Origin of the sequence: Sphingomonas sp. (assembly GCF_036731925.1) — a bacterium.
Lineage (GTDB): Bacteria > Pseudomonadota > Alphaproteobacteria > Sphingomonadales > Sphingomonadaceae > Sphingomonas.
Genome location: NZ_DAINDJ010000002.1, coordinates 1,485,057 through 1,507,403 on the forward strand (window position 1 = coordinate 1,485,057; position 22,347 = coordinate 1,507,403).

The window sequence follows — 22,347 nt, forward strand, 5'->3', positions numbered from 1 at the left end:
CATGAGCGACACCGAAAACGACAAGCCGAAACTGGGCATGCGCGCACCGCTGGGTCTGAAGCGCACGGTGGAAACCGGCAAGGTGAAGCAGAGCTTCAGCCATGGCCGTTCCAACACCGTGGTCGTGGAGGTCAAGCGTCGCCGTGTCCTCGGCCCGCAGGGTGCGCCGATCGACGAGTCGACGCCGGCCCCTGCCGCTGCGCCCGAGGCGCCGGCTGCTCAGGCTCCGCGTGCCGCTGCCCCGCAGCCGCAGGCGCCCCGCCCGGCTGCTCAGCCGCCGCGCAAGCCGATGGACAACCTGTCGCCGCAGGAGCGCCAGGCCAAGCTGCTGCGTGAGGCCGAGGAACAGCGCATGCAGGCGCTGGAAGAGAGCCGTCGTCGTGACGACCGCCTCCGCGCCGAAGCGCAGGAAGAAGAGCGTCGCCGCGCCGAAGAGCGTGCGCGTGCCCAGACCGAGGCGGCTGCCGCCCCGGCCCCTGCGCCCGAGCCCACGCCTGCTCCGGCACCCGAGCCGAAGCCTGAAGTGATCGCGGAGGCTCCGGCCCCTGCGCCCGCTCCGACGCCCGAGCCCACTCCGGCCCCTGCACCTGCGCCCGCTCCGGCGGCCCCGCAGGCCGCCGCGCCGCAGCCGGCGGCGCCCAAGCCCGCGCAGCCGCAGGCCGCAGCCCCCAAGCCGGCCGCGCCCGCGCAGCCGCCGCGTCGCCCGATCCCGCAGGGACCGATCACGCTGCAGCTCGATGCGTCGCTGCCCGCACCGCGTCGCTTCACGCCCGTGGTGCGCCCGGAAATCCCCAAGCCGCAGCCCAAGCCCGAGCCGCAGCAGGCAGCCCCTGCCGCGACCCAGCAGACGCAGCAGCCCGCGCAGAACCAGAACCAGCAGCGTCCTGCTGCCGGCGCCGGTGCCGCGCGTCCGGCCCCTTCGGGTCCCGGCGCCGCGCCGCGTCGCCCGGGTGCCGATCCGGCCAAGCCGTCGCGCGACCGCAAGGGCGACGATCGCCGCCAGTCGGGCAAGCTCACCGTCACCCGTGCGCTTGGTGGCGACGATGGTGCGCGTGCGCGCAGCCTCGCGGCGCTGAAGCGCGCCCGTGAGAAGGAGCATCGCCGCTCCTATGGCGGCCCGCGCGAGCCGCAGGTCAAGCAGGTCCGCGACGTGGTGGTGCCGGACGCCATCACCGTGCAGGAACTCGCCAACCGCATGGCCGAAAAGGGCGCGGACCTGGTGAAGGCCCTGTTCAAGATGGGCATGATGGTCACGGTCAATCAGTCGATCGACCAGGATACTGCCGAACTGCTCGTCACTGATTTCGGTCATAACGTGCAGCGCGTCAGCGACAGCGACGTCGATATCCAGGTCGATACCGAGCTGGATCCCGAGGACAAGCTGCAGCCGCGTCCGCCGGTCGTCACGATCATGGGTCACGTCGATCACGGCAAGACCTCGCTGCTCGACGCGCTGCGCGGTACCGATGTGGTGCGCGGCGAAGCCGGCGGCATCACCCAGCATATCGGCGCCTATCAGGTCACCCTGAAGGACAAGTCGAAGATCACCTTCCTCGACACGCCGGGCCACGAAGCGTTCAGCGACATGCGTGCGCGCGGCGCCAACGTCACCGACATCGTGGTGCTGGTGGTGGCGGCGAACGACGGGCTGATGCCGCAGACGATCGAGGCGATCAACCACACCAAGGCGGCCGGCGTGCCGATGATCGTGGCGATCAACAAGGTCGACCTCGACAGCGCCAATCCGCAGCGAGTGCGCGAGCGTCTGCTCGAGCATGAAGTGATCGTCGAAGAGATGGGCGGCGACGTCCAGAACGTCGAAGTCTCGGCGCTGAAGAAGATCGGCCTCGACGAACTGATCGAGAAGATCCAGCTCCAGGCCGAACTGCTCGAACTGCGCGCCAACCCCGACCGCGAGGCCGAAGGCACCGTGATCGAGGCGAAGCTCGACAAGGGCCGCGGCCCGGTCGCGACGATCCTGGTCAACCGCGGCACGCTGCGCGTGGGCGACGTGTTCGTCGTCGGCGCGGAGAGCGGCAAGGTCCGTGCGATGATCGACGACAAGGGTCGCCAGATCAAGGAAGCCGGTCCGGCGATGCCGGTCGAGGTGCTCGGCATCTCGGGCGTGCCGTCGGCGGGTGATCCGATGCAGGTCGTCGAGAACGAGGCACGTGCCCGCGAAGTCGCCGAATATCGTCAGGGCGTGCTGCTCCAGAAGCGCACGACGCAGGCGCCGGCGAGCCTGGAGAGCATGTTCTCCGCGCTCAAGGACAAGCAGGCGATCGAATATCCGGTGGTGGTCAAGGCCGACACGCAGGGGTCGACCGAGGCGATCGTGGGTGCGCTCAGCAAGCTGGGCAACGACGACATCCGCGTGCGCATCCTGCACTCGGGCGTCGGCGGCATCACCGAGAGCGACGTTTCGCTGGCAGCCGCCAGCGGCGCGCCGATCATCGGCTTCAACGTCCGTGCCAATGCCAAGGCGCGCGAAATTGCCGAGCGGAACAAGGTGGCGCTGAAGTATTACGACGTCATCTATGACCTGACCGACGAGATCCGCGCCGGCATGGCGGGCGAGCTTGGGCCGGAGGCTTTCGAAACGGTCGTCGGCCGCGCCGAGATCAAGGAAGTCTTCTCGGCGGGCAAGCACGGCAAGGCAGCCGGTCTGCTGGTCGTCGACGGCTTCATCCGCAAGGCGCTCAAGGCACGCATCACGCGCAACGACGTTATCATCTACACCGGCGAGATTGCCTCGCTGCGTCGCTTCAAGGACGATGTCGCCGAAGTGCGCGCCGGTCTCGAGTGCGGCGTGACGTTCACGCAGAACTTCGTGGACATCAAGGCGGGTGATTACCTCGAGACGTACGAAGTCGAGCTGCGCGAGCGTACGCTGTAATGGGGCAAGGCTGCCGATGGACACCTTTTGTTCCTCGGCAGCTTCGCCTGTGATACGCTTTCTTTCCGGCTGCACCTGCGGCCGGGAAGGAGGTGATCAATTTGCAAATTCAAAACGTAGCAGTTCTGGTTCTGGGCTCTGCGACATTCTTCGTCGCACTGCTCGGGCTGGTGGTGAAGCTCATCGAGCTGAGCCGCAAGTAACCAGTGCGGGCTCCCGGGCTGGAACGCCGGGAGCCCAATATAATTTGAGCCCGGGCGCTGGAACACCCGGGCTCAGGAAGTGACTTATTGCAAGTTCACAACGTAGCCTGTCCTACATAGCGAAAACCGGTCAAAATCACAAGATGCGCCAGAACGACACCGAAGAAACCCGCTCCGTCCGCGTGCTGCGCGTGGGCGAACAGGTGCGCCATATCCTCAGCGAGATCCTCCAGCGCGGCGACGTGCATGACGAGGTGCTGGCGAAGCACCTGGTGTCGGTGACCGAGGTGCGCATGTCCCCCGATCTGCGCCACGCGACGGTGTTCGTGAAGCCGCTGCTCGGCAAGGACGAGGAAGCCGTGCTCAAGGCGCTGCGCACCAACACCGCCTTCCTCCAGCGCGAGGTCGCCACCCGGGTGAAGATGAAATATGCCGCCAAGCTCAAGTTCCTGGCGGACGAGAGCTTCGACGAGGGCAGCCATATCGACAAGCTGCTCCGCGCGCCGAATGTGGCGCGGGACCTGGGCGAGGCGGCAGAGGGCGAGCAGGACTGAAGGCCGCGCCCTGCTGCCCGTCCCACTGGACATCGGCGGTTCTTTTGGTGTGATGCGCCGATGGCCAAGCTCTATTTCTACTACGCCTCGATGAACGCGGGCAAATCGACCACGCTGCTCCAGGCCGATTTCAATTACCGCGAGCGCGGCATGCGCACCTTGCTGTTCACCGCCGGCGTGCACGACCGCGGCGGGCACGGCGTGATCGATTCCCGCCTCGGCATCCATGCCGATGCCATTCCCTTTGAAGCCGGCACGGACCTGCGCACGATCGTCCAGGACGCCCATTTCGCGGCGCCGCTCGCCTGCGTGCTGGTCGACGAAGCCCAGTTCCTCTCCGCTGCGCAAGTGCGCCAGCTGGCAGCCGTCTGCGACGAGGACGAGGTGCCGGTGCTTTGCTACGGTCTGCGTACCGACTTTCGCGGGGTGCTGTTCGAAGGCGCGGCCGCGCTGCTGGCGATCGCGGACTCGCTGGTCGAGATTAAGTCGGTCTGCGAATGCGGGCGCAAGGCGACGATGAACCTCCGCGTCGATGCCGACGGCGAAGCGGTGCACGAAGGTGCGCAGCGCGAGATTGGCGGCAATGATCGCTATGTCGCGCTCTGTCGCCGCCATTTCGTCGAACGGCGCGGCGCGATCGGCTGAAACGGAAAAGGGCGCCGCGAGGATCTCCCCGCAGCGCCCTTCCCGCTATGAAGTACGCGGGGGGTGTCCCCCGGGCCTCCGATCAGAAGTGGAACCGGATTTCGCCGCCGATGATGCGCGGCTCGTTGATCATGCCGGTCAGGTTGTTGAAGTCGATCGCGCTTTGCGCCCGGATCTGGTTGAGAATGTTGCGCGCGAACGCCGCCACCTCATAGCCTTCCGGCGCACGATAGCCGATGCGCACGCCGCCCTCGACCAGCGAACGCCCGCGGAACTCCTTGGCCTCGTAGAGGAAGTAGTTGATCTCGCTGCGATAGGCCCAGTCGGTATAGGCATAGACCTCGCCGCCATTGGCCAGCGGCACGGCGTAGCGGGCGGTGGCGTTCAGCACGAAGCGCGGCGCCTGGGGCAGGCGGTTGCCGTCGATCCGGGCGAAGGTGCTGGTGCCGACGGTGAAGGTCGGATCAGTGACCGTGCAAAGCTTCGAGCCGCACGCCGCCACGACCAGCTTGGGATCGCGGATCTGGGTGAAGTTGTAGCTGCCGCTAGCGGTCAGATCGAGGCCGCGCACCGGACGATAGCTGAATTCCGCCTCGACGCCGTAGCCGTTGACGTGATCGGCGGACAGCAGCCGGGTCGAGTTGTTCGCGCCGCCGACGGCGGTCAGCTGCAGGTCGTCGGTGCGGAACCAGTAGCCGGTCAGCGCATAGTTCAGCCCCTGGGCCGGGAGCGCGCCCTTGATGCCCGCTTCGGCCGACTTGGTGAACTGCTTGCCTGCGGTGGTCGGCACCGAATCGAAGGTCACGCGGTCCTGGATCGCCGGGCCGAGATAGCCGGTGGCGAAGCGCGCATAGACGTTGACGTCCGGGGTCAGTGCATAGGTGGCGCTGGCGTCCCAGGTCACTGCCTCGCCCTTCACCTTGGTCTGCAGCGGCAGCGTGAGGCCACCGGTGAGCGGGCCGAAGCCGGTGATCACGTCGTTCTTGCGGTCATGCGAGTAGCGCACGCCGGCGCGCAGGGTGAGCGCGTCGGTCGCCTTGAACTCGCCCGAGGCGAACACGCCGAAATTCTCGTTGATGTTCACATGGCCGATATTCTGGTTCTGGGCGCCACCGCCCGGATTATAGCCATATTCGCTATAGTCCAGGTTCTGATCGAAATAGTAGAGACCCGCCTGGCCGCGGAACGCCCCGAACTGGTCGGTGGCGAAGCGCAGCTCCTGGCTGAATTCCTTCGGCTGGGTGATGCCGCCGGTGTTGGACGGAAACGCCGCGTTGTAGAGCGCGGGAACTGCTGCGCCATAGGTGTCGCCGCCGTCGACGTCGCCGGTGCTCTGCACCTTGGCGCGCTCATAGGCGGTGATCGAGTAGAGCGTCCCGATGCCGTCGAAATGATAGTCGAGCTGCAGGCTGCCGCCCCACTGCTCCATCCACTGGCTGGTGTAGCCGTCGAGACGGACATGCTTCGGATCGAAGCCGGCCGAGAAGTTGTTCGAGCCCTGCTGGAACAGGCCGGCGCGGAACACGCGCGGCGTACCTTCGAGATCGCGGCCATGCACGTTGATCAGCGCGTTGAAGTCACCGCTGGCATAAGCGAGCTGCACGCGGCCGGCGCGATCGGTATAGCCTTCGAGCTTGCGGTTGGCGACGCTGACCTTGCTGGTGGTGTCGTTCACCACCCAATTGTCGCGGTGCTGCACCAGGCCCGAGACGCGCAGGCTGAAGCCGCCGCCGAGGGGGGCGTTCAGCGCCAGATCGGCGTTGATCGTGTTGTAGGTCGCCCAGCTGACACTGCCCTGCGCTTCGTACTTGTCGGTCGGACGCTGCGATTCGAGCTTCACCACGCCGGCCGGCGTGTTGCGCCCGAACAGCGTGCCCTGCGGGCCGCGCAGCACCTCGACGCGGGCGAGGTCGAACGCCGGGAAGGCCTTCAGCATCGGGTTCTCGAGCGCGACATTGTCGTACACCACCGACACCGGCTGGGCTGCATTGGGGTCGAAATCGGTGTTGCCGAGACCACGGATGTAGAAGCGCGGGAACGTGCGGCCGAACGAGCTTTCGATCTGCAGGCTGGGCGTACGCGCCGAGAGGAAGCGGATGTCGAGGCCCGAGGAATTGAGCACGTCGAGCTTCTCGCCGCCGATCGCGGTAACGGCGACCGGCACGTCCTTGGCGGCTTCGGTGCGGCGCTGCGCGGTGACGACGATCTCGCCGACCTGCTGCTGTGCGGCCTCGTCGGGCTGTGCGCCTTGTACGGGTGCGGGCGTTTCGTTGCTGGTGGCGGCGAGCGCCGACGGCGCGGTGAGCGCGGCACTGGCGAGCAGCAAGCCACGAAGGAGAGCGGCGGTGGTCATGTCGAGTCGAGTCCCCGTGTAATGATGGGGCACCCTCTCCGGCGCGATGTCGCGGCTGTTTCTTGTAGATGTCGCCTATTTTTCGCGCGCCTGTAGCGGAACCGTCATGTGCGGCAAGCGTTTCGGGCGCTGCCCGACCACTTTGCTTCGGGGTGTTGCAATAATGTCGTGGTTTGCGCCGCCGCCGAACGCCTCCTATGGCCCCGGCGATGCACGGCTGGATCATCCTCGACAAACCCTTAGGGCTAGGCTCCACCCAAGGCGTAAGCGCAGTGAAGCGCGCGCTGCGCGAGGGCGGCTATGCCAAGGCCAAGGTCGGCCATGGCGGCACGCTCGACCCGCTGGCGAGCGGCGTGCTCCCGATCGCGCTGGGCGAGGCAACCAAGCTTGCCGGGCGCATGCTCGATAGCGACAAGGTCTATGACTTCACCATCCAGTTCGGGGTGGAGACGGATACGCTGGATGCTGAGGGAAAAGCCGTCGCGGAGTCCGAAGTGCGGCCCGCGCTGGCGCAACTGGAGGCGGTGCTGCCGCGCTTCACCGGGCCGATCGAGCAGGTGCCGCCGGCCTATTCCGCGCTGAAGGTGGATGGCGAGCGCGCCTATGACCTGGCCCGCGCTGGGGAAGAGGTGGTGCTGAAGAGCCGCGCAGTGACGATTTATGCGCTGGAGGTGGTGCCTTCACCCCACGAACGTCGCGTCGGCGTTGCGCTGGAGCATGCAGCGGTGCGCTCGGCGGAGACGCCGCTTCAGGACATCACGCTCCGCGCCCATGTATCGAAGGGCACGTACATACGCAGCCTTGCGCGCGACATCGCCCGGGCGCTTGGAACGGTGGGCCACGTCACTTATCTTCGCCGGATCAAGGCCGGTCCGTTCACCCTGGATCAGGCGATTTCGCTGGACTTTTTGGCCGATGCCGCTAAGGAGCGGCGCCTTGAAGACATTTGCCTGCCGCTGAGGGCGGGGCTGGACGACATCCCGGCTTTTTCCCTCACCCCCGATCAGGCAGGGCTGCTCCGCCAGGGGCGGGTCTTGGTCGGGATTGCCGTTCACGATGGCCTCCATTTCGCGCTGCTCGGGGATATCCCGGTCGCGCTGGTAGAGGCCGAAGCCGGATCGCTCCGGGTCGTGCGCGGCTTCAACCTGTAGCTTTGATGTCGAAGGAAAACGCATGTCGATCACGCAGGAGCGCAAGGAAGCGCTCGTCAAGGAACACGCTCGTAACGAGGGTGACACCGGCAGCCCCGAAGTGCAGGTCGCGATCCTCTCGGAGCGCATCGCCAACCTCACCGAGCACTTCAAGACCCACGCGAAGGACAACCATTCGCGCCGCGGTCTGCTGATGCTGGTCAACAAGCGCCGCAGCCTCCTGGACTATCTGAAGAAGAAGGACCAGGGCCGCTACGCAGATCTCATCGCGAAGCTCGGTCTTCGCAAGTAACCACGGAAAGGCGACCTTCGGGTCGCCTTTTTGTCATTCCGGTGCGATAAACGCATCGGCGGACCCCGGCGAATGGCGCCGGGGCTCGAAACGGGGGATCCGGCAATACGGTCGGTCCCACGAGCCACATACGGCTCACGCATAGGCCCCCCGCGTGATTTGCACCGGGGAGTGAAGGAAACGACATGTTCGACAAGAAGACTGTATCGATCGAGTGGGGCGGCAAGACGCTGACTCTCGAAACGGGCAAGGTTGCCCGCCAGGCCGACGGCGCGGTGATCGCGACCCTCGGCGAAACCGTGGTGCTGTGCGCGGTCACCGCCGCCAAGTCGGTGAAGGAAGGCCAGGACTTCTTCCCGCTGACCGTCCACTACCAGGAAAAATTCTCGGCCGCCGGTCGCATCCCGGGTGGCTTCTTCAAGCGCGAGCGCGGCGCCACCGAGAAGGAGACGCTGGTCTCCCGCCTCATCGACCGCCCGATCCGTCCGCTGTTCCCGGAAGGCTTCTACAACGAGATCAACGCCATCGCTCAGGTGCTGAGCTATGACGGCGAGAACGAGCCCGACATCCTTTCGATGATCGCCGCCTCGGCCGCGCTCACCCTGTCGGGCGTGCCCTTCATGGGCCCGATCGGCGCGGCGCGCGTCGGCTACATCAACGGCGAGTATATCCTCAATCCGACCGACGCGCAGGTTGCCGAGGGCGAGCTCGATCTCGTCGTCGCCGCCACCTATGACGCGGTGATGATGGTCGAATCCGAAGCCAAGGAGCTTTCGGAAGAAATCATGCTCGGCGCCGTGCTGTTCGCGCACGATGCCTGCCGCGAAATCGTCAAGGCGATCGTCAAGCTCGCCGAGCAGGCCGCCAAGGATCCGTGGGAAATGGCGTCGTCGGACGACAACGCCAAGCTCAAGGACAAGATCAAGAAGCTGATCGGCAAGGACATCGCCGCCGCCTACAAGCTGACCGACAAGTCGGCCCGCTCGAACGCGCTGAACGAGGCGCGTGCCAAGGCGAAGGCGCAGTTCACCGAGGACGGCCTGAGCCCGCAGGAAGTCATGGCCGGCATCAAGCTGACCAAGAAGCTGGAAGCCGAGATCGTCCGCACCGCCATCCTCAAGGACGGCAAGCGCATCGACGGCCGCACCACCACGCAGATCCGCCCGATCGAGGCAGAGACGCACTTCCTCCCGCGTGCGCACGGCTCCGCCCTGTTCACCCGCGGCGAGACCCAGACCATCGCCACCTGCACCCTCGGCACCAAGGACGCCGAGCAGATGATCGATGGCCTGAACGGCCTCAGCTACCAGAACTTCATGCTGCACTATAACTTCCCGCCCTATTCGGTCGGCGAAGTCGGCCGCTTCGGCGCGCCGGGCCGTCGTGAAGTCGGCCATGGCAAGCTGGCCTGGCGCGCGCTGCACCCGGTGCTGCCCGCCAAGGAAGACTTCCCCTACACGATCCGCCTGACCAGCGACATCACCGAGTCGAACGGCTCGTCGTCGATGGCATCGGTGTGCGGCGGCAGCCTCGCGATGATGGACGCCGGCGTGCCGATCAAGCGTCCGGTCTCGGGCATCGCCATGGGCCTGATCCTCGAGGGCAAGGATTACGCGATCCTGTCCGACATCCTGGGTGACGAAGATCACCTGGGCGACATGGACTTCAAGGTCGCCGGCACGTCCGAAGGCATCACCACGATGCAGATGGACATCAAGATCGCCGGCATCACCAAGGAGATCTTCGAGGCGGCGCTCAACCAGGCGAAGGCCGGTCGCGCGCACATCCTGGGTGAGATGAACAAGGCGCTGGGCGAAGTTCGTGCCGAGCTCTCCGCGCACGCCCCGCGCATCGAGACCTTCACGATCGACAAGTCGAAGATCCGTGAAGTGATCGGCACCGGCGGCAAGGTGATCCGCGAGATCGTCGCCACCACCGGCGCCAAGGTCGACATCGACGACGAGGGCGTGATCAAGGTCAGCTCGTCGGATCCGGCGCAGATCGAAGCCGCGATCAAGTGGATCAAGGGCCTCGTCGAGGAAGCCGAAGTCGGCAAGATCTACAACGGCAAGGTCGTCAACCTCGTCGATTTCGGTGCGTTCGTGAACTTCATGGGCGGCAAGGACGGTCTCGTCCACGTCTCGGAGATCAAGAACGAGCGCGTCGAGAAGGTTTCGGACGTCCTGAGCGAAGGCCAGGAAGTCAAGGTCAAGGTCCTCGAGATCGATCCGCGCGGCAAGGTCCGCCTGTCGATGCGCGTCGTCGACCAGGAAACCGGTGCCGAGCTGGAAGATTCGCGTCCGGCCCGCGAACCGCGCGAGCCGCGTGGCGATCGCGGTGACCGCGGTGACCGTGGCGATCGCGGCGGCGACCGCCGTCGCGAGGGCGGCCGCGGCGGCGAGCGCGGCGAGCGTGGCCCCCGCCGCGACCGTGGCGACAAGCCGCGCGGCGAGCGCAGCGAAGGCGGCAAGGACGACGGCGGCGACATCGGCCTGCCCGCGTTCCTGACCGGCGATCGCGACTGATCTTCCGCGATACGCGCAAGAAACGAAGGGGTCCGGCATTGCCGGGCCCCTTTTTTTAACTCTGTTTGGCGGTTTCACCGGACGTGGAATCGCGCTAGGTAGTTTGCCGGGGGGAAATGGAAGCGGAGCTTCGCGACGATAGACTGAGGGCGGGACGATGATGGCTACGACGACGATCGCCGAACTGCGGCACGATCACGAGATGATCGACATCCTCGCGCGGCGACTATCCGGCCTTCTCGAAAGCGATGCGCCTCCCGGCGAGCTTTCCACCGCGCTCGATCATTTGCTGAACTGTGTCGCCGACCACCTGTCGCGCGAAGACGTCACCATCTACGAACTCGCCTTGTCGGCCAGGCCGGGGCTCTCCCGTGCCAAGGTCGATCAGGTCCGCGAGGATTTCGAGCGGCTGAAGGCGAACTGGCAGGACTATCTGCTGTTCTGGACCCCCGAGCAGATCGCCGCCGACCGCCAGGGCTTCGCCGACGCCAGCCGCGCGATGCTGCCCCGCCTGCGCAACCGCGTGAAGCTGGAAGAAAGCCTGCTGGTCGCCGCCGCGCTGCAGGGCGAGCCGAGCTTCCAGACCAAGCATTGAGGCGACGAGGGCGGCTTGCGGTAGGTCCGCTTCGCTCAATTGCGGACATTCGGGACAGCACCTACGATCGCGAGATCAAGGGGAGTAGCGATCGATGAACGGCAGACTTTGCTGGACGGCCATGATTCTACCGTTCGCCTGTGCCAATGCAGCGCAGCAAGAAGAATGGCGCGAGTACAAGCGCTCGGATCAACTGGTCGTCGCGTTGAATGTTGGAGACGCGAAGCGCACTGGATCGATCGTGGAAGTGGCGATGCTGCTGGTGCCTAAGGCTCAACCGCTTGCACCGGTGCTGACCTACACGATTATGGATGTTCGCGCCGATTGTGAGGCGCGTACTGCCCAGATATTGGGCTCCCAGAACTATGCCGGTGAGGTTCCAACAGGTGAACGAACGCCCGCAGATGCGGCTGCGTCGCCATCTGGGGGGGAGGCACTCGATCCGTTTTGCAACTTGGCCAAGCTTGAGGCCCCGGGGGCGCCATCAGCCCTCGACTTCGCACGTTTGGTTTGGAAATCACGTTAGCGGTTATGTCAGCTTTTCACCAAACGCCGCCATACCCCTACTCTGCATGAACGCCGGCGGTCCCCACGCGATGCTTTCCCCTATTCCGCTGCCAGCAAACTCGTCGCGCCGCCAAGGTCCACCGATACCAGCCGGCTGACGCCGCGCTCGACCATCGTCACCCCGAACAGCCGGTGCATCCGCGCCATCGTCGCGGCATTGTGGGTGACGATCAGGTAGCGCGTCGCGGTTTCGCGGGTCATCGCCTCCAGCAGGTCGCAGAAGCGGTCCACATTGGCGTCGTCGAGCGGCGCGTCGACTTCGTCGAGCACGCAGATCGGCGAGGGCTTGGTGAGGAACAGCGCGAAGATCAGCGCGACCGCGGTCAGCGCCTGCTCGCCGCCCGACAGCAGGGTGAGCGATTGCAGCTTCTTGCCCGGCGGCTGCGCCATAATCTCCAGTCCCGCCTCCAGCGGATCGTCCGAGTCGATCAGCGCCAAGTGCGCCTGGCCGCCGTTGAACAGCGTGGTGAAGAGCCGGCGAAAATGCTGGTCGACCGCCTCGAACGCGGCGAGCAGCCGCTGCCGCCCCTCGCGGTTGAGCGTGCCGATCGAGCCGCGCAGCCGGTTGACCGCCTGGATCAGCTCGTCCCGTTCCTTTGCGTTGGTGCCGAACGATGCCTCCAGCGCGGCCAATTCGGTTTCGGCGACGAGGTTGACCGGGCCCAGCCGCTCGCGATCGGTGCTCAGCTTCTCGAGCCCGGCGGATTCCTCCTGCGGTGTGCGCACGCTGGCGGGCTCGAAGGCGAGCCGCACGGGGAGCAACGGCGGCGGGCATTCAAAGCGTTCGCCGGATACGCGGCCCATCTCCACGCGGCGTAGGTCCTGGCTTTCGGCGCGGGCGGCGGCGCCGGCCCGGCGCTCACGGGCTTCGGAAAGGGTTTCGCTCGCCTTGCGCAGTACGGCCTCCGCGGCGCGCAACGCGGCCTCGGCTTCGCGTTCGGCCGCCTGCGCGGCAGCCGAATCGCGCTTCATCGCTTCGTTGGCAGCCTCTGCCTCGGCGAGCTGCGATGCGATTTGGGCGGGCCGGGTGGCGATCGCCTCGCGTTCCTGCGCGAGCGTCGCTGCCCGCTCGTCCATCTCGGCAGACCTGCGGGTAGCGTCCGCGGCGCGGGCGGACCAGCTCTTCGCCTCGGCTGCCGCGGCGGCGAGCCGCTCGCGGGCCTGCGCCAGATCGCGGTCCAGGGAGGTGCGCTCCGTCCGGGCGGTCGCCACCGCGGCGCGGGCCAGATCGGCGTCGCGGGACAGCGCCGCCACCTTGACGCGCGTCTCCGCGCCATCGGGCAACGCGGCCTTCACCGCCTCGGCGCGGGCGAGATCGGCACCCGCTTCCTCGGCCTCGGCGGCGATGCGGGCGCGGCGCGTCTCCAGGTCGGCACGCTGAGATTCCAGCCGCTCCAGCTGGCTTGCGGCGCGATCCTCGGCGCGGCCGGCCTCGCGCGCGGCAAGATCGGCGCGATCGAGCTGCTTGCGACTTTCGACAGCGCTGCGGCGCGCCTCGGCGATGGCGGCTTCGATCCGGCTGAGTTCGGCGGCCGCGGCCTCCAGCGCGGCCTGCGCAGCGGGGCGCGCCTGCTCCAGTGCGGCGAGCCGGTTCACCCGCTCCAGCCGCTCTGCCGCCGCCGCACCGCCCGAGCGCGCGCGATAGCCGTCCCAGCGGCGCAGCACGCCCTGCAGCGTCACCAGCCGCTGCCCGGCGGCGAGCGGGCTGCCGTCGTCGGTTTCGCACACCAGCACCTGTGCCAGCCGCCGTGCCAGTTCAGCGGGCGCGGTGACGTGCGCGGCGAGCGGCGACGTGCCGGGGGGCGGGAGAGGGTCGGACGGCAACGGCTCGGCCCCGCCCCAGTGGCGTTCGGCGCCGGCATCGAGTCCTGCCTCGAGATCGTCGCCCAGCGCCGCGGCCAGCGCCCGCTCATAGCCTGCCGCGACGGTCACCCGGTCGAGCAGTCGGTCCTTGCCCGAGGGCCTGGTCGCCTTGGCGAGCGCGGTCGCTTCGCTGTCGATCTGGGCGAGTTCGGCATGCGCGGTTGCCCGCGCCGCCTGGGCGGCGTTGCGCGCTTCGATCGCCGCCCGCTCCTCGGCATCGGCGCGGGTAAGGGCGTCGCGTGCGGCATCCGCCTGGCGCTGGGCTTCCGCCCGTGCGTCGCGCGCGCGCTGCCGGTCGGCGTGGAGCGGCGCGGCGTCGCTCAGCGCCCGGGCCTCGGCTTCGATTCGGGCGATGTCGCGCGCGCTGCGCTCGACCCGGCCGCGCGCCGCCGCCAGTGCCGCGTCGGCGACGCGTACCTCCGCCGCCTCGCTCGCCTGCTGGGCGAGCGCCTGGGAGAGCACGACCTCGGCGTCGCGGGCGGCGCGCTCCGCTTCGGCGAGCGCCGCATCGAGCAAGGGCGCACGGGCGCCCGCCTCGGCAATCCGCGTGTCGAGCGTCGATTGTTCGGTGGTCAGCCGTTCGATCGCCTCGGCGGCGTCGCGCGCCAGCGCGGCTTCGCGCGACCGGTCGGTCTCCAGCCGCCGGCTCGCTTCGGCCAGCTCGGCGATCCGGCGCTCGACGCCGTGGCGGGCATTGCGCAGCGTCTGCAGGCGGTGCTGGGCGTCGCTGGCGGCGTCGCGAAGCCGAAGCGCCTCGGCGCGGAAGGTGCCGACCGCGTCGGCCGCCGCCAGCTGGGCCGCCTCGGCCTCCGCCTGTGCGGCGGTGCGCTCGGTAACCAGGGACTCGGCTTCGGCGGCTTCCTTGCGCGCGACATCGGCCGCCATTGCCGCATCGCGCCAGCGGGCGAAGATCATCCGCGCTTCGGCGACGCGGATGCGATCGGAAAGCTCGCGATAGCGCTCGGCCTGGCGGGCCTGGCGCTTGAGTGCTGCGGCGCGCTGCTCCTGTTCGCCGATCAGCTCGTCGAGCCGGGTGAGGTTGGTCTCGGTCGCGCGCAGCTTCTGTTCGGCATCACGGCGGCGGACATGGAGACCGGCGATCCCGGCGGCTTCCTCCAGCATCGCGCGGCGCTCGCCCGGCTTGGCGGCGATGATCGCGCCGATCCGGCCCTGGCTGACCAGCGCGGGCGAATGCGCCCCGGTCGCGGCGTCTGCGAATGCCAGCGCCACGTCCTTGGCGCGCACGTCGCGGCCGTTGATGCGATAGGCGGATCCGGCGCCGCGTTCGATGCGGCGGATGATCTCCAGCTCGTCCTGCTGCTCGGGCAGGTCCGCGACCACCGCCACTTCGGCGAAGTCGCGCTGCGGCCGCGTCGCGGTGCCGGCGAAGATCACGTCTTCCATGCCCGCGCCGCGCATCGATTTGGCGCTGGTCTCCCCCATTACCCAGCGCAGCGCTTCGAGCAGATTGGACTTGCCGCAGCCATTGGGGCCGACGATTCCCGTCAGCCCCGGTTCGATCCGCAGATCGGCCGGGTCGACGAAGCTCTTGAAGCCCGTCAGCCGCAGCCGCTTTATCTGCATGGAATGTGGTCGATCAGCGTGCGCCGGCCTTCTGGAGCAGCGGCTCCAGGCCGGCCCAGTCGTTCACCTCGGTCTTCTGGCCGTTGATGAAGAAGGTCGGGGTCGAGTTCACGCCATAGACGTTGGCGCCGTCGGCATTGACCTTGGCGATCGTCTCGATCTGCTTCTGGTCGGCGAGGCACGCCTTGGCCTGCGCCTCGGGCAGGCCGCGCTGCTTCATGAAGTCGACCATGCCCAGCGCCTGGGCGAAGCCCGCCGCGGCCTGGGGCGGCGGCATCTGCTGGATCTGGTCCAGCACCTGCGGGTTCGTCTGCTGGAGCGCCATGATCTTCTTCTCGAATTCTTCCTGGCCGGCATAGATCTGGTCGAGCGTCGGGAAGAAGGCGTCGGCCGGCACGCACTGGTTGAGCAGCGCGAGCGCGAGATCGGGTGCGCCGTGGATCAGGAAATCGCGATATTCATAGCTGACCTTGCCGGTCGCGATGTACTTTTCACGCAAGGGGCCGACGCCGGTGGTGCCGAACTGCGCGCAGAACGGGCACATGCGCGAGCCATATTCGACCAGCTTGATCGGCGCGTTCGGGTTGCCCTGGCGGAAGCCGTTGTCCTTGGTCTTCTCGACCACATCGGCCCATTGCTTGCCGGCGGGGGCTGCCGCTCCGGCGACCGGTGCCGAGGCCTGCACGGCGGCGCTGCCGTTGCCGGTGCCGCCGGCGGACTTGTCCCCGCCGTTGCAGGCGGCGAGCGCCAGGATGGGAAGGAGCGCAAGGGCGAAACGCATGGAGTTCTCCGGGTTACGAAAGGTTCAGGCGCCGGCGGCGCGCAGTTCGGGCTCGAGATAGGGCCAGGTGAAGGCGCGCACCCGCCGGCCGTTGACGAAGAAGCTCGGGGTGCCGTCCACCTTGTAGAGATTGGCCCCGTCCGCCTGGGTCTTGGCGATGCGCGCGATTGCCTTGGGGTCGGCGAGGCACTGGCGGGCCTTGGCCTCGGGCAGCCCTTGCGTCTTGAGGAAGGCGATCATGCCCATATTCTCGGCGAAGCGCGTCGCCATCTGCGGCGGCGGCAGCTTCTGCCAGGCCTCCAGCGTGGCGGGCGTCTTCTCCAGCGCGATCAGCTTCTCTTCGAACTTGGGCTGGTTGGCGTAGATCGCGTCGAGCACCGGGAAGAAGCGCTGTGTGCCGACGCACTGGTTCAGCAGCGCCAGCGCCAGGTCCGGCGCACCGTGCACCAGATAGTCGCGATACTCGTAGCTGACCTTGCCCGTGGCGATATATTGGTCGCGCAGCGGCTTCATGCCCTCGTGCGCGAAGCGGCCACACGTCGGGCAGGTGCGCGAGCCATATTCGATCAGCTTGATCGGCGCGTTCGGGTTGCCCTGGCGATAGCCGCCCTCGGGTGTCGCCACCACGGTGGTCAGCCAGCTGGGCTGCGGGGCCGGAGCGGCGCCGAGGGCGAACAGCGGCACCAGGGCCAGCATCAGGGTGAAGAGTCGCTGCATCATCTCAATCGATCCGGCCGAACACCGGCGTTTCGTCCTGCGCTGCGACACCTGCCGCGAGCGATTCGAGCACTGCACGCAGCTCCGGATCGGCGATGCCGCGCAGGCTGTCGCCCATCGCTTCCGGCAGCGGCTTCAGGCTGGGCGGCGGGGCTGGCTTGGCCTTGGGTGCGCGCAGGTCGCCGTGGCGGATGGCCAGCTTGGCGACGGCGGGATAGCCGAAGAAGCGGTTCACCCGCTCGATGATCTCGGGCGCGATATGCTGCATCATCGGGGCAAAGGCACCCGATACGGTGAGCGCCAGCACGCCCTCCTCGCGCTTGCCGCGGGGGAAGCGAATCGATTCGGGGGCAGAGACGCGGGCATAGCGCTCGCCGACGATCTCGCTCCAGCGGCTGACCACGGCGGACTGGACGAAGCCGAACTTGCGGAAAGCCGCGCCGCCCACGTCCGGCAGCAGCTCGGATACGGCGCGCACGCGGTTCGAGCGTTGCGGCGCCGGGCGCGGCTGGCGGGTTGTGGTACGCGGGGGCTTCGTCATATCGGCTCCCCCATGCCATAGGCGGGGCGTGCCCGACAACGCTCCTGAATCGATCGCCCCCGCCCTGCTCGCCTGGTACGACGCCCATGCCCGCCGCCTACCCTGGCGCGCACCGCCGGGCGCCAATGCGACAGATCCGTATCGGGTGTGGCTCTCCGAGGTGATGCTGCAGCAGACGCAGGTCGCCACGGTGATTCCCTATTTCGAGAAATTCACGGCGCGCTGGCCGAGCTTCGACGCGATGGCAGGGGCGGAGGATGCGGACGTGATGGCTGCCTGGGCGGGGCTCGGCTATTATGCCCGCGCCCGCAACATGCTGGCCTGCGCGCGTGAAGTGGCGCGGCTAGGCGACCTGCCCGATACGGAGGCTGCCTTGCGCGCGCTTCCCGGCATCGGCGACTATACCGCCGCCGCCATCGCCGCGATCGCGTTCGGGCGGCGGGCGGTGGTGGTGGACGCCAATGTCGAGCGCGTGGTGACGCGGTTGTTCGCGATCGCTGATCCGCTGCCGGGTTCGCGCCCGGCGATCCGGTGCCGGACCGACACGATCACCCCCGATGCTCGCGCCGGCGATTTCGCCCAGGCGATGATGGATCTCGGCAGCGGCATCTGCACCGTCCGTGCGCCGAAATGCCTGCTCTGCCCGATCGCATTCGGCTGCACCGCGCGGGCGGAGGGCGATCCCGAGACCTATCCGGTCAAGGCCAGAAAGGCGCCCAAGCCGCAGCGCCACGGCACGATGTTCTGGCTGGAGCGCGAGGGGGAGGTGCTGCTTGTCCGGCGGCCGGACAAAGGGCTGCTCGGCGGCATGCGGGCACTGCCTACCGGGCCATGGGTCGAAACGCCCCCTGCGCTCATCGATGCCCCCGCCAACGAAGACTGGCGCATGTTGAACGAAACCGTGCGTCACGGTTTCACCCATTTCGACCTTGAGGTCGCGCTTGCGACTGCAACAATCCCTCGCCATGCAAGCGCACCCCCAGGCGAATGGTGGCCGGTCGCCGATATCGAGTCGGCAGGCCTGCCCACCGTCTTTGCCAAGGCGGCCAAAGCGATACGGAGACTGCGATGACGGCCAAGCGAGTGTTCGGACTAATCGGGGCAATGGCGCTGCTGCAGGCGCCGCTGGTGCAGGCCCAGACTGCATCCACGTCGGCTCCCAGCCAGGTCCGCACCTTCGCGCAGCAGACCATCGCGTCGGGCAAGGTGCCCGGCATCGTCATCTCCTACGCGAAGGGGCAGGGGCCGGCGACGGTGGTGGCCGAGGGCCGCATGGCCGACGAGCCGACTGCGCCCAAGGTCAACGGCGACACGCTGTGGCGCGTCTATTCGATGACCAAGCCGATCACCGGTATGGCGGCGATGATCCTGATCGAGGAAGGCAAGCTCAAGCTCGACCAGCCGATCAGCGACTTCATCCCGGCGTTCAAGGACATGAAGGTGCTGGTCGATCCCAACAAGGACCTGACCAGCCGCCCGGCGACGAGGCCGATCACGGTGCGCAACCTGCTCACCCACACGGCGGGTCTCGGCTACAACATCATCACCAAGGGGCCGCTGCTCAACGAGTATAACCGGCTCGGCATCAACCCTGCCCAGGTGAGCGATTCGTTCGAGGCGACCGCGCGGCCGGCCCGTCCTGCTACGCTGGAGGAATTCGCCAACCGCACCGCGACGCTGCCGCTGATCGCCGAGCCGGGCGCCAAGTTCAGCTATTCGATCGGGCTCGACGTGCTGGGCCGGGTGATCGAGGTGGCGAGCGGGATGCCGTTCGACACCTTCGTGAACACGCGCATCCTTGCCCCCCTCAAGATGACGTCCAGCTACTGGACGGTGCCGGCGGGTGAGGCCGGGCGGCTCGCCACGGAATACACCGTAGTGGGCAGCAACCGCCTGCCGATCGATCCGGGCGCGACCTCGGTCTACCTCAAGAAGCCGAGCTTCCCCTATGGCGGCGCCGGCCTCGCGACGTCGGCCCGCGACTATGATCGCTTCCTCCACATGCTGCAGAATGGCGGTACGCTCGACGGCGTGCGCATCCTGAAGCCGGAAACGGTGGCGCTCGCCATGTCCGATCTGCTCCCGGCCGGCGTCGACAAGACCATGCTCGCGGTGATGGCGCGCGATACCGGGGTGCCGATGGGCTTCGGTGCCGGGGGCTCGGTGTTTCTCGCGGATCAGCCGGGCGGCGCGGGCAAGGGGACCTATGGCTGGTCCGGTGCCGCCGGCACCTTCGCCTGGGTGGACCCCAAGAACCAGGTCCGCGCGACGATGATGGTCAACATCCTGCTCGCCGATCTGGGCCTCAAGGTGCCGGTGCGCACCGCCGTCTACGCTGACCTGGCGAAGTGAACGCCCCCGGCTTCACCGGCGGCACGCTCGACCGCGACGACCGCGTCCGCCACGAGCCCGAGCTGCTGGCGGCGGCGCTCGCCGACCCGCGCGCGCGGCTGCTGGTGATGGACGGGCTGGTGCCGCAGCTGGACGGCGACGGGAGGCTGGTGTGGACCGGTCTCGATGCCGCGACCCAGCCGCTGCTGTTCCTCGGCTTCCTCGACGGCGAGCCGCGCTTCGTGCAGACGCTGGTACCGGGTACGCCGCTGCCTCCCGGGCGCCCGCCCGAGCTTTCGCCGATCCTTGATGCCTTCCGGCCCGAGGATGCAGCCAACTATGCCGCCGCCCGCAGCCTGATCGACTGGCATGCGCGCAACGGCTTTTGTTCGCGCTGCGGTACCCCGACTGACATCTTCCGCGCCGGCTGGGGCCGCCTTTGCCCGAACTGCGGGACCGAGCATTATCCGCGCGTCGATCCGGTGGTGATCATGCTTGCCGAACATGGCGATCGGGTGGTGCTCGGCCGCCAGCCGAGCTGGCCCCCGCACCGCTATTCGGCGCTCGCCGGGTTCCTCGAAGTGGGGGAGAGCATCGAGGATGCGGTGCGGCGCGAGACGCTGGAGGAAGCCGGCGTGCATGTCGGCAAGGTCCGCTATGTCGCCAGCCAGCCCTGGCCGTTTCCGTCGCAGCTAATGATCGCGTGCATCGGCGAGGCGCTCGACGAGGAAATCTCGATCGACGCGCACGAGCTGGAACATGCCGGCTGGTTCGATCGCGCGCAGGTGCGGCAGGCGCTCGCGCGCGATCCGGCTGCGCCGTTCCTGGCACCGCCGGCCTATGCGATCGCCTATACGCTGCTCAAGGCCTGGGCCGAGGGGGCGTAGGCTCACCCAAATCCTCCCCTGCAAGCGGAGGTGGCAGGCCGAAGCCCTGACGGAGGGGTGAAGCCGCTGCGATGGCGGGATTATGCTTTAAGCGGGACACCCCTCCACCACCGCCTTCGTCGGCGGTACCCCTCCCCCTGCGGGGGAGGATCTCAGGGCCGTGCCCGGCCCTGCGGATAGGTCCCCAGCAGCCGCACCCATTTGGAGTGGAAGCAAAGTTCCTCCATCGCGCGCGCGACCGCCGGGTCGTCGGGGCTGCCGACAATATCCGCATAGAATTCGGTCGCCGAGAAGCTCGCCTCGCGCTGGTAGCTTTCCAGCTTGGTCATGTTGACGCCATTGGTGGCGAAGCCGCCCAGCGCCTTGTAGAGGGCGGCGGGGATGTTCTTCACCTCGAAAATCAGCGAGGTCATGCAAGGCCCTTCGCCGGTAACTGCGGGCGCGTCGCGGGAAAGCACCACGAAGCGGGTCATGTTGTGCGCGGCATCGGCGATGTCGCGGGCCAGCACCTGCAAGCCATAGAGCTCGGCCGCATGGGCGGGCGCGAGGGCGGCGATCTTGGGATCGGCCAGCTCGGAGACCATTGCCGCCGCGCCGGCCGTGTCAGGATAGGCAACCTGGGCGATGCCGTGCGCCTTCAGCCAGTGACGACACTGGCCGAGCGCCTGCGGGTGGCTCATCGCCTCGCGCACGCCGTCGATTTCCCCGGTGCCCATTAGCGTGTGGCGGATCGCCAGGAAATGCTCGCCGATGATCGAGAGCCCGGATTCCGGCAGCAGGAAGTGGATGTCCGCCACGCGACCATGCAGCGAATTCTCGATCGGGATCATCGCGCGATCGGCCCGGCCTTCCTTCACCGCGTCGATCGCGTCGTCGAACGAGAAGCAGGGGAGCGGCAGCGCATCGGGGAAGGCTTCGCGCACGGCGACGTGAGAATTGGCGCCCGGTGCGCCCTGAAAGGCCACCGCGCGCGCCGGTGCCGCTTCGGCCTCGGCGAGCATGCGGGCGACGATCGGACGGGCGGGGGCGGCGAAATTCTCCATGGGGGGCCGCGCTAGCCTCCGTAGAACTCCGCCGCAAGTCCGCTTGCCTTCCGGCGCGGGCGCGCTCTAAAGATGAACCAAAGCACAGGTGGGAGCGGATGAATGCAAGATCGCTTCAATACGATCGCAGGTTGGGCGCTGGCGGGTGGTATCGCCGCCCTGGGACTTTCGATCGTCAGCGCGAAGTTCTTCCATTCCGAAAAGCCTGAACGTCCCGGCTATGTCGTCGAGGCGGTCGAAGACGCAGCCGGCGGCGCCGCGGCTGCCGAGCCGCTGGCGGTGCGCCTCGCCAAGGGCGACGCTGCCAAGGGCGAGAGCGGATTCAAGCAGTGCGCCTCGTGCCACACGATCGCGCAGGGCGGCGCCAACGGCATCGGCCCGAACCTCTACGCCACGCTGGGCGAGGGCATCGCGCAGGGCAAGGGCGGCTACGCCTTCTCGGACGCGCTGAAGGGCGTCGGCGGCACCTGGGACCTCGACAAGATGGACGCGTGGCTGTCCAACCCGCGCAAGTTCGCACCAGGCACCAAGATGACCTTCGCCGGCATTTCGGACCCGCAGCTGCGCGCGGACGTGATCCTCTATCTCAACAAGCAGGGCTCGAACCTGCCGCTGCCGGCGGCCCCCGCCGCAGGCTCGGCACCCGACAATGCCGGTGCGCAGAGCAACAGCGCAGCGGAGGGCGCCGACGTGTCGGTGAATGTCCAGCAGGCCACGCCGGCCGAGGGCGCACCGTCGAAGGACCCGCAGGCGGCGATTCAGGCAGAGAAGAAGAAGTAAGTCGACGTCGCCGTTCTTGGTCCCCTCCCGCAGGCGGGG

At 67.8% G+C, this 22,347-nt stretch carries 18 protein-coding genes; 12 read left to right on the plus strand and 6 right to left on the minus strand.

From position 1 onward, the window contains the following. Nucleotide 1: 1 nt before the first annotated feature. The 3 genes from infB (at nt 2) to V7E00_RS16615 (ending at nt 4,298) form a co-directional block, all read left to right on the plus strand. Nucleotides 2-2,896, plus strand: coding sequence for a translation initiation factor IF-2 (infB, locus tag V7E00_RS16605; RefSeq protein WP_333573707.1), 2,895 nt, complete (start codon nt 2-4; stop codon nt 2,894-2,896). A 346-nt stretch (nt 2,897-3,242) separates the two neighbouring features. After that, a complete protein-coding gene (gene rbfA / locus V7E00_RS16610) occupies nt 3,243-3,653 on the plus strand; it encodes a 30S ribosome-binding factor RbfA (protein WP_333573708.1) in 411 nt (136 codons plus the stop codon). 60 nt (nt 3,654-3,713) lie between these two features. After that, a complete protein-coding gene (locus V7E00_RS16615) occupies nt 3,714-4,298 on the plus strand; it encodes a thymidine kinase (protein WP_333573709.1) in 585 nt (194 codons plus the stop codon). Between the two features lie 82 nt (nt 4,299-4,380). Here V7E00_RS16615 and V7E00_RS16620 read toward each other — a convergent pair whose 3' ends face one another. Next, entirely contained in the window at nt 4,381-6,651 is a 2,271-nt protein-coding gene (locus V7E00_RS16620) for a TonB-dependent receptor (RefSeq protein WP_333573710.1), read from the minus strand. 209 nt (nt 6,652-6,860) lie between these two features. Here V7E00_RS16620 and truB point away from each other — a divergent pair, with 209 nt between their 5' ends. The 5 genes from truB to V7E00_RS16645 all read left to right on the plus strand — a co-directional run bounded on the left by truB (nt 6,861) and on the right by V7E00_RS16645 (nt 11,740). Then, nucleotides 6,861-7,802 (plus strand): tRNA pseudouridine(55) synthase TruB, encoded by a 942-nt coding sequence (gene truB, locus V7E00_RS16625; protein WP_333573711.1) that lies wholly within the window; start codon nt 6,861-6,863, stop codon nt 7,800-7,802. Nucleotides 7,803-7,824: 22 nt separating this feature from the next. Continuing rightward, entirely contained in the window at nt 7,825-8,094 is a 270-nt protein-coding gene (gene rpsO / locus V7E00_RS16630) for a 30S ribosomal protein S15 (protein ID WP_066725397.1), read from the plus strand. Nucleotides 8,095-8,279: 185 nt separating this feature from the next. Beyond that, a complete protein-coding gene (pnp, locus tag V7E00_RS16635; RefSeq protein ID WP_333573712.1) occupies nt 8,280-10,619 on the plus strand; it encodes a polyribonucleotide nucleotidyltransferase in 2,340 nt (779 codons plus the stop codon). A 157-nt stretch (nt 10,620-10,776) separates the two neighbouring features. After that, a complete protein-coding gene (locus V7E00_RS16640; RefSeq protein ID WP_333573713.1) occupies nt 10,777-11,214 on the plus strand; it encodes a hemerythrin domain-containing protein in 438 nt (145 codons plus the stop codon). Between the two features lie 94 nt (nt 11,215-11,308). Then, complete coding sequence (locus tag V7E00_RS16645; protein ID WP_333573714.1) at nt 11,309-11,740, plus strand: hypothetical protein; 432 nt, start codon at nt 11,309-11,311, stop codon at nt 11,738-11,740. Nucleotides 11,741-11,820: 80 nt separating this feature from the next. On the opposite strand, the gene V7E00_RS16650 is transcribed toward V7E00_RS16645, so the two are convergent. Genes V7E00_RS16650 through V7E00_RS16665 form a run of 4 tightly spaced genes read right to left on the minus strand, consistent with a single transcriptional unit; the run spans nt 11,821 to nt 17,267 of the window. Next, complete coding sequence (locus tag V7E00_RS16650) at nt 11,821-15,228, minus strand: chromosome segregation SMC family protein (RefSeq protein WP_333573715.1); 3,408 nt, start codon at nt 15,226-15,228, stop codon at nt 11,821-11,823. A 13-nt stretch (nt 15,229-15,241) separates the two neighbouring features. Next, complete coding sequence (locus tag V7E00_RS16655) at nt 15,242-16,009, minus strand: thioredoxin domain-containing protein (protein WP_333573716.1); 768 nt, start codon at nt 16,007-16,009, stop codon at nt 15,242-15,244. Nucleotides 16,010-16,033: 24 nt separating this feature from the next. After that, nucleotides 16,034-16,729 carry a DsbA family protein gene (locus tag V7E00_RS16660; protein WP_333573717.1) on the minus strand — a complete coding sequence of 232 codons (696 nt, stop codon included), beginning with the start codon at nt 16,727-16,729 and terminating at the stop codon, nt 16,034-16,036. Nucleotide 16,730: 1 nt separating this feature from the next. Beyond that, the gene (locus V7E00_RS16665) at nt 16,731-17,267 is read right to left on the minus strand and encodes a DUF721 domain-containing protein (RefSeq protein ID WP_333573718.1); all 537 of its coding nucleotides are present in this window, start codon (nt 17,265-17,267) and stop codon (nt 16,731-16,733) included. 28 nt (nt 17,268-17,295) lie between these two features. Here V7E00_RS16665 and V7E00_RS16670 point away from each other — a divergent pair, with 28 nt between their 5' ends. Genes V7E00_RS16670 through nudC form a run of 3 tightly spaced genes read left to right on the plus strand, consistent with a single transcriptional unit; the run spans nt 17,296 to nt 20,485 of the window. Further along, nucleotides 17,296-18,339 (plus strand): A/G-specific adenine glycosylase, encoded by a 1,044-nt coding sequence (locus V7E00_RS16670; protein ID WP_333573719.1) that lies wholly within the window; start codon nt 17,296-17,298, stop codon nt 18,337-18,339. Next, nucleotides 18,336-19,619, plus strand: a complete 1,284-nt coding sequence (locus tag V7E00_RS16675; protein ID WP_333573720.1) for a serine hydrolase domain-containing protein — start codon at nt 18,336-18,338, stop codon at nt 19,617-19,619. The genes V7E00_RS16670 and V7E00_RS16675 overlap by 4 nt, the downstream gene beginning before the upstream one ends. After that, entirely contained in the window at nt 19,616-20,485 is an 870-nt protein-coding gene (gene nudC, locus V7E00_RS16680) for an NAD(+) diphosphatase (RefSeq protein WP_333573721.1), read from the plus strand. Before V7E00_RS16675 ends, nudC begins: the two co-directional genes overlap by 4 nt. Before the next feature lie 152 nt (nt 20,486-20,637). Here the strand turns inward: nudC and V7E00_RS16685 are convergent, their stop codons facing one another. Beyond that, entirely contained in the window at nt 20,638-21,528 is an 891-nt protein-coding gene (locus V7E00_RS16685) for a prephenate dehydratase (RefSeq protein ID WP_333573722.1), read from the minus strand. 102 nt (nt 21,529-21,630) lie between these two features. Between V7E00_RS16685 and V7E00_RS16690 the strand changes: the two genes are divergently transcribed. Continuing rightward, nucleotides 21,631-22,308 (plus strand): c-type cytochrome, encoded by a 678-nt coding sequence (locus V7E00_RS16690; RefSeq protein ID WP_333573723.1) that lies wholly within the window; start codon nt 21,631-21,633, stop codon nt 22,306-22,308. Nucleotides 22,309-22,347 lie beyond the last annotated feature (39 nt).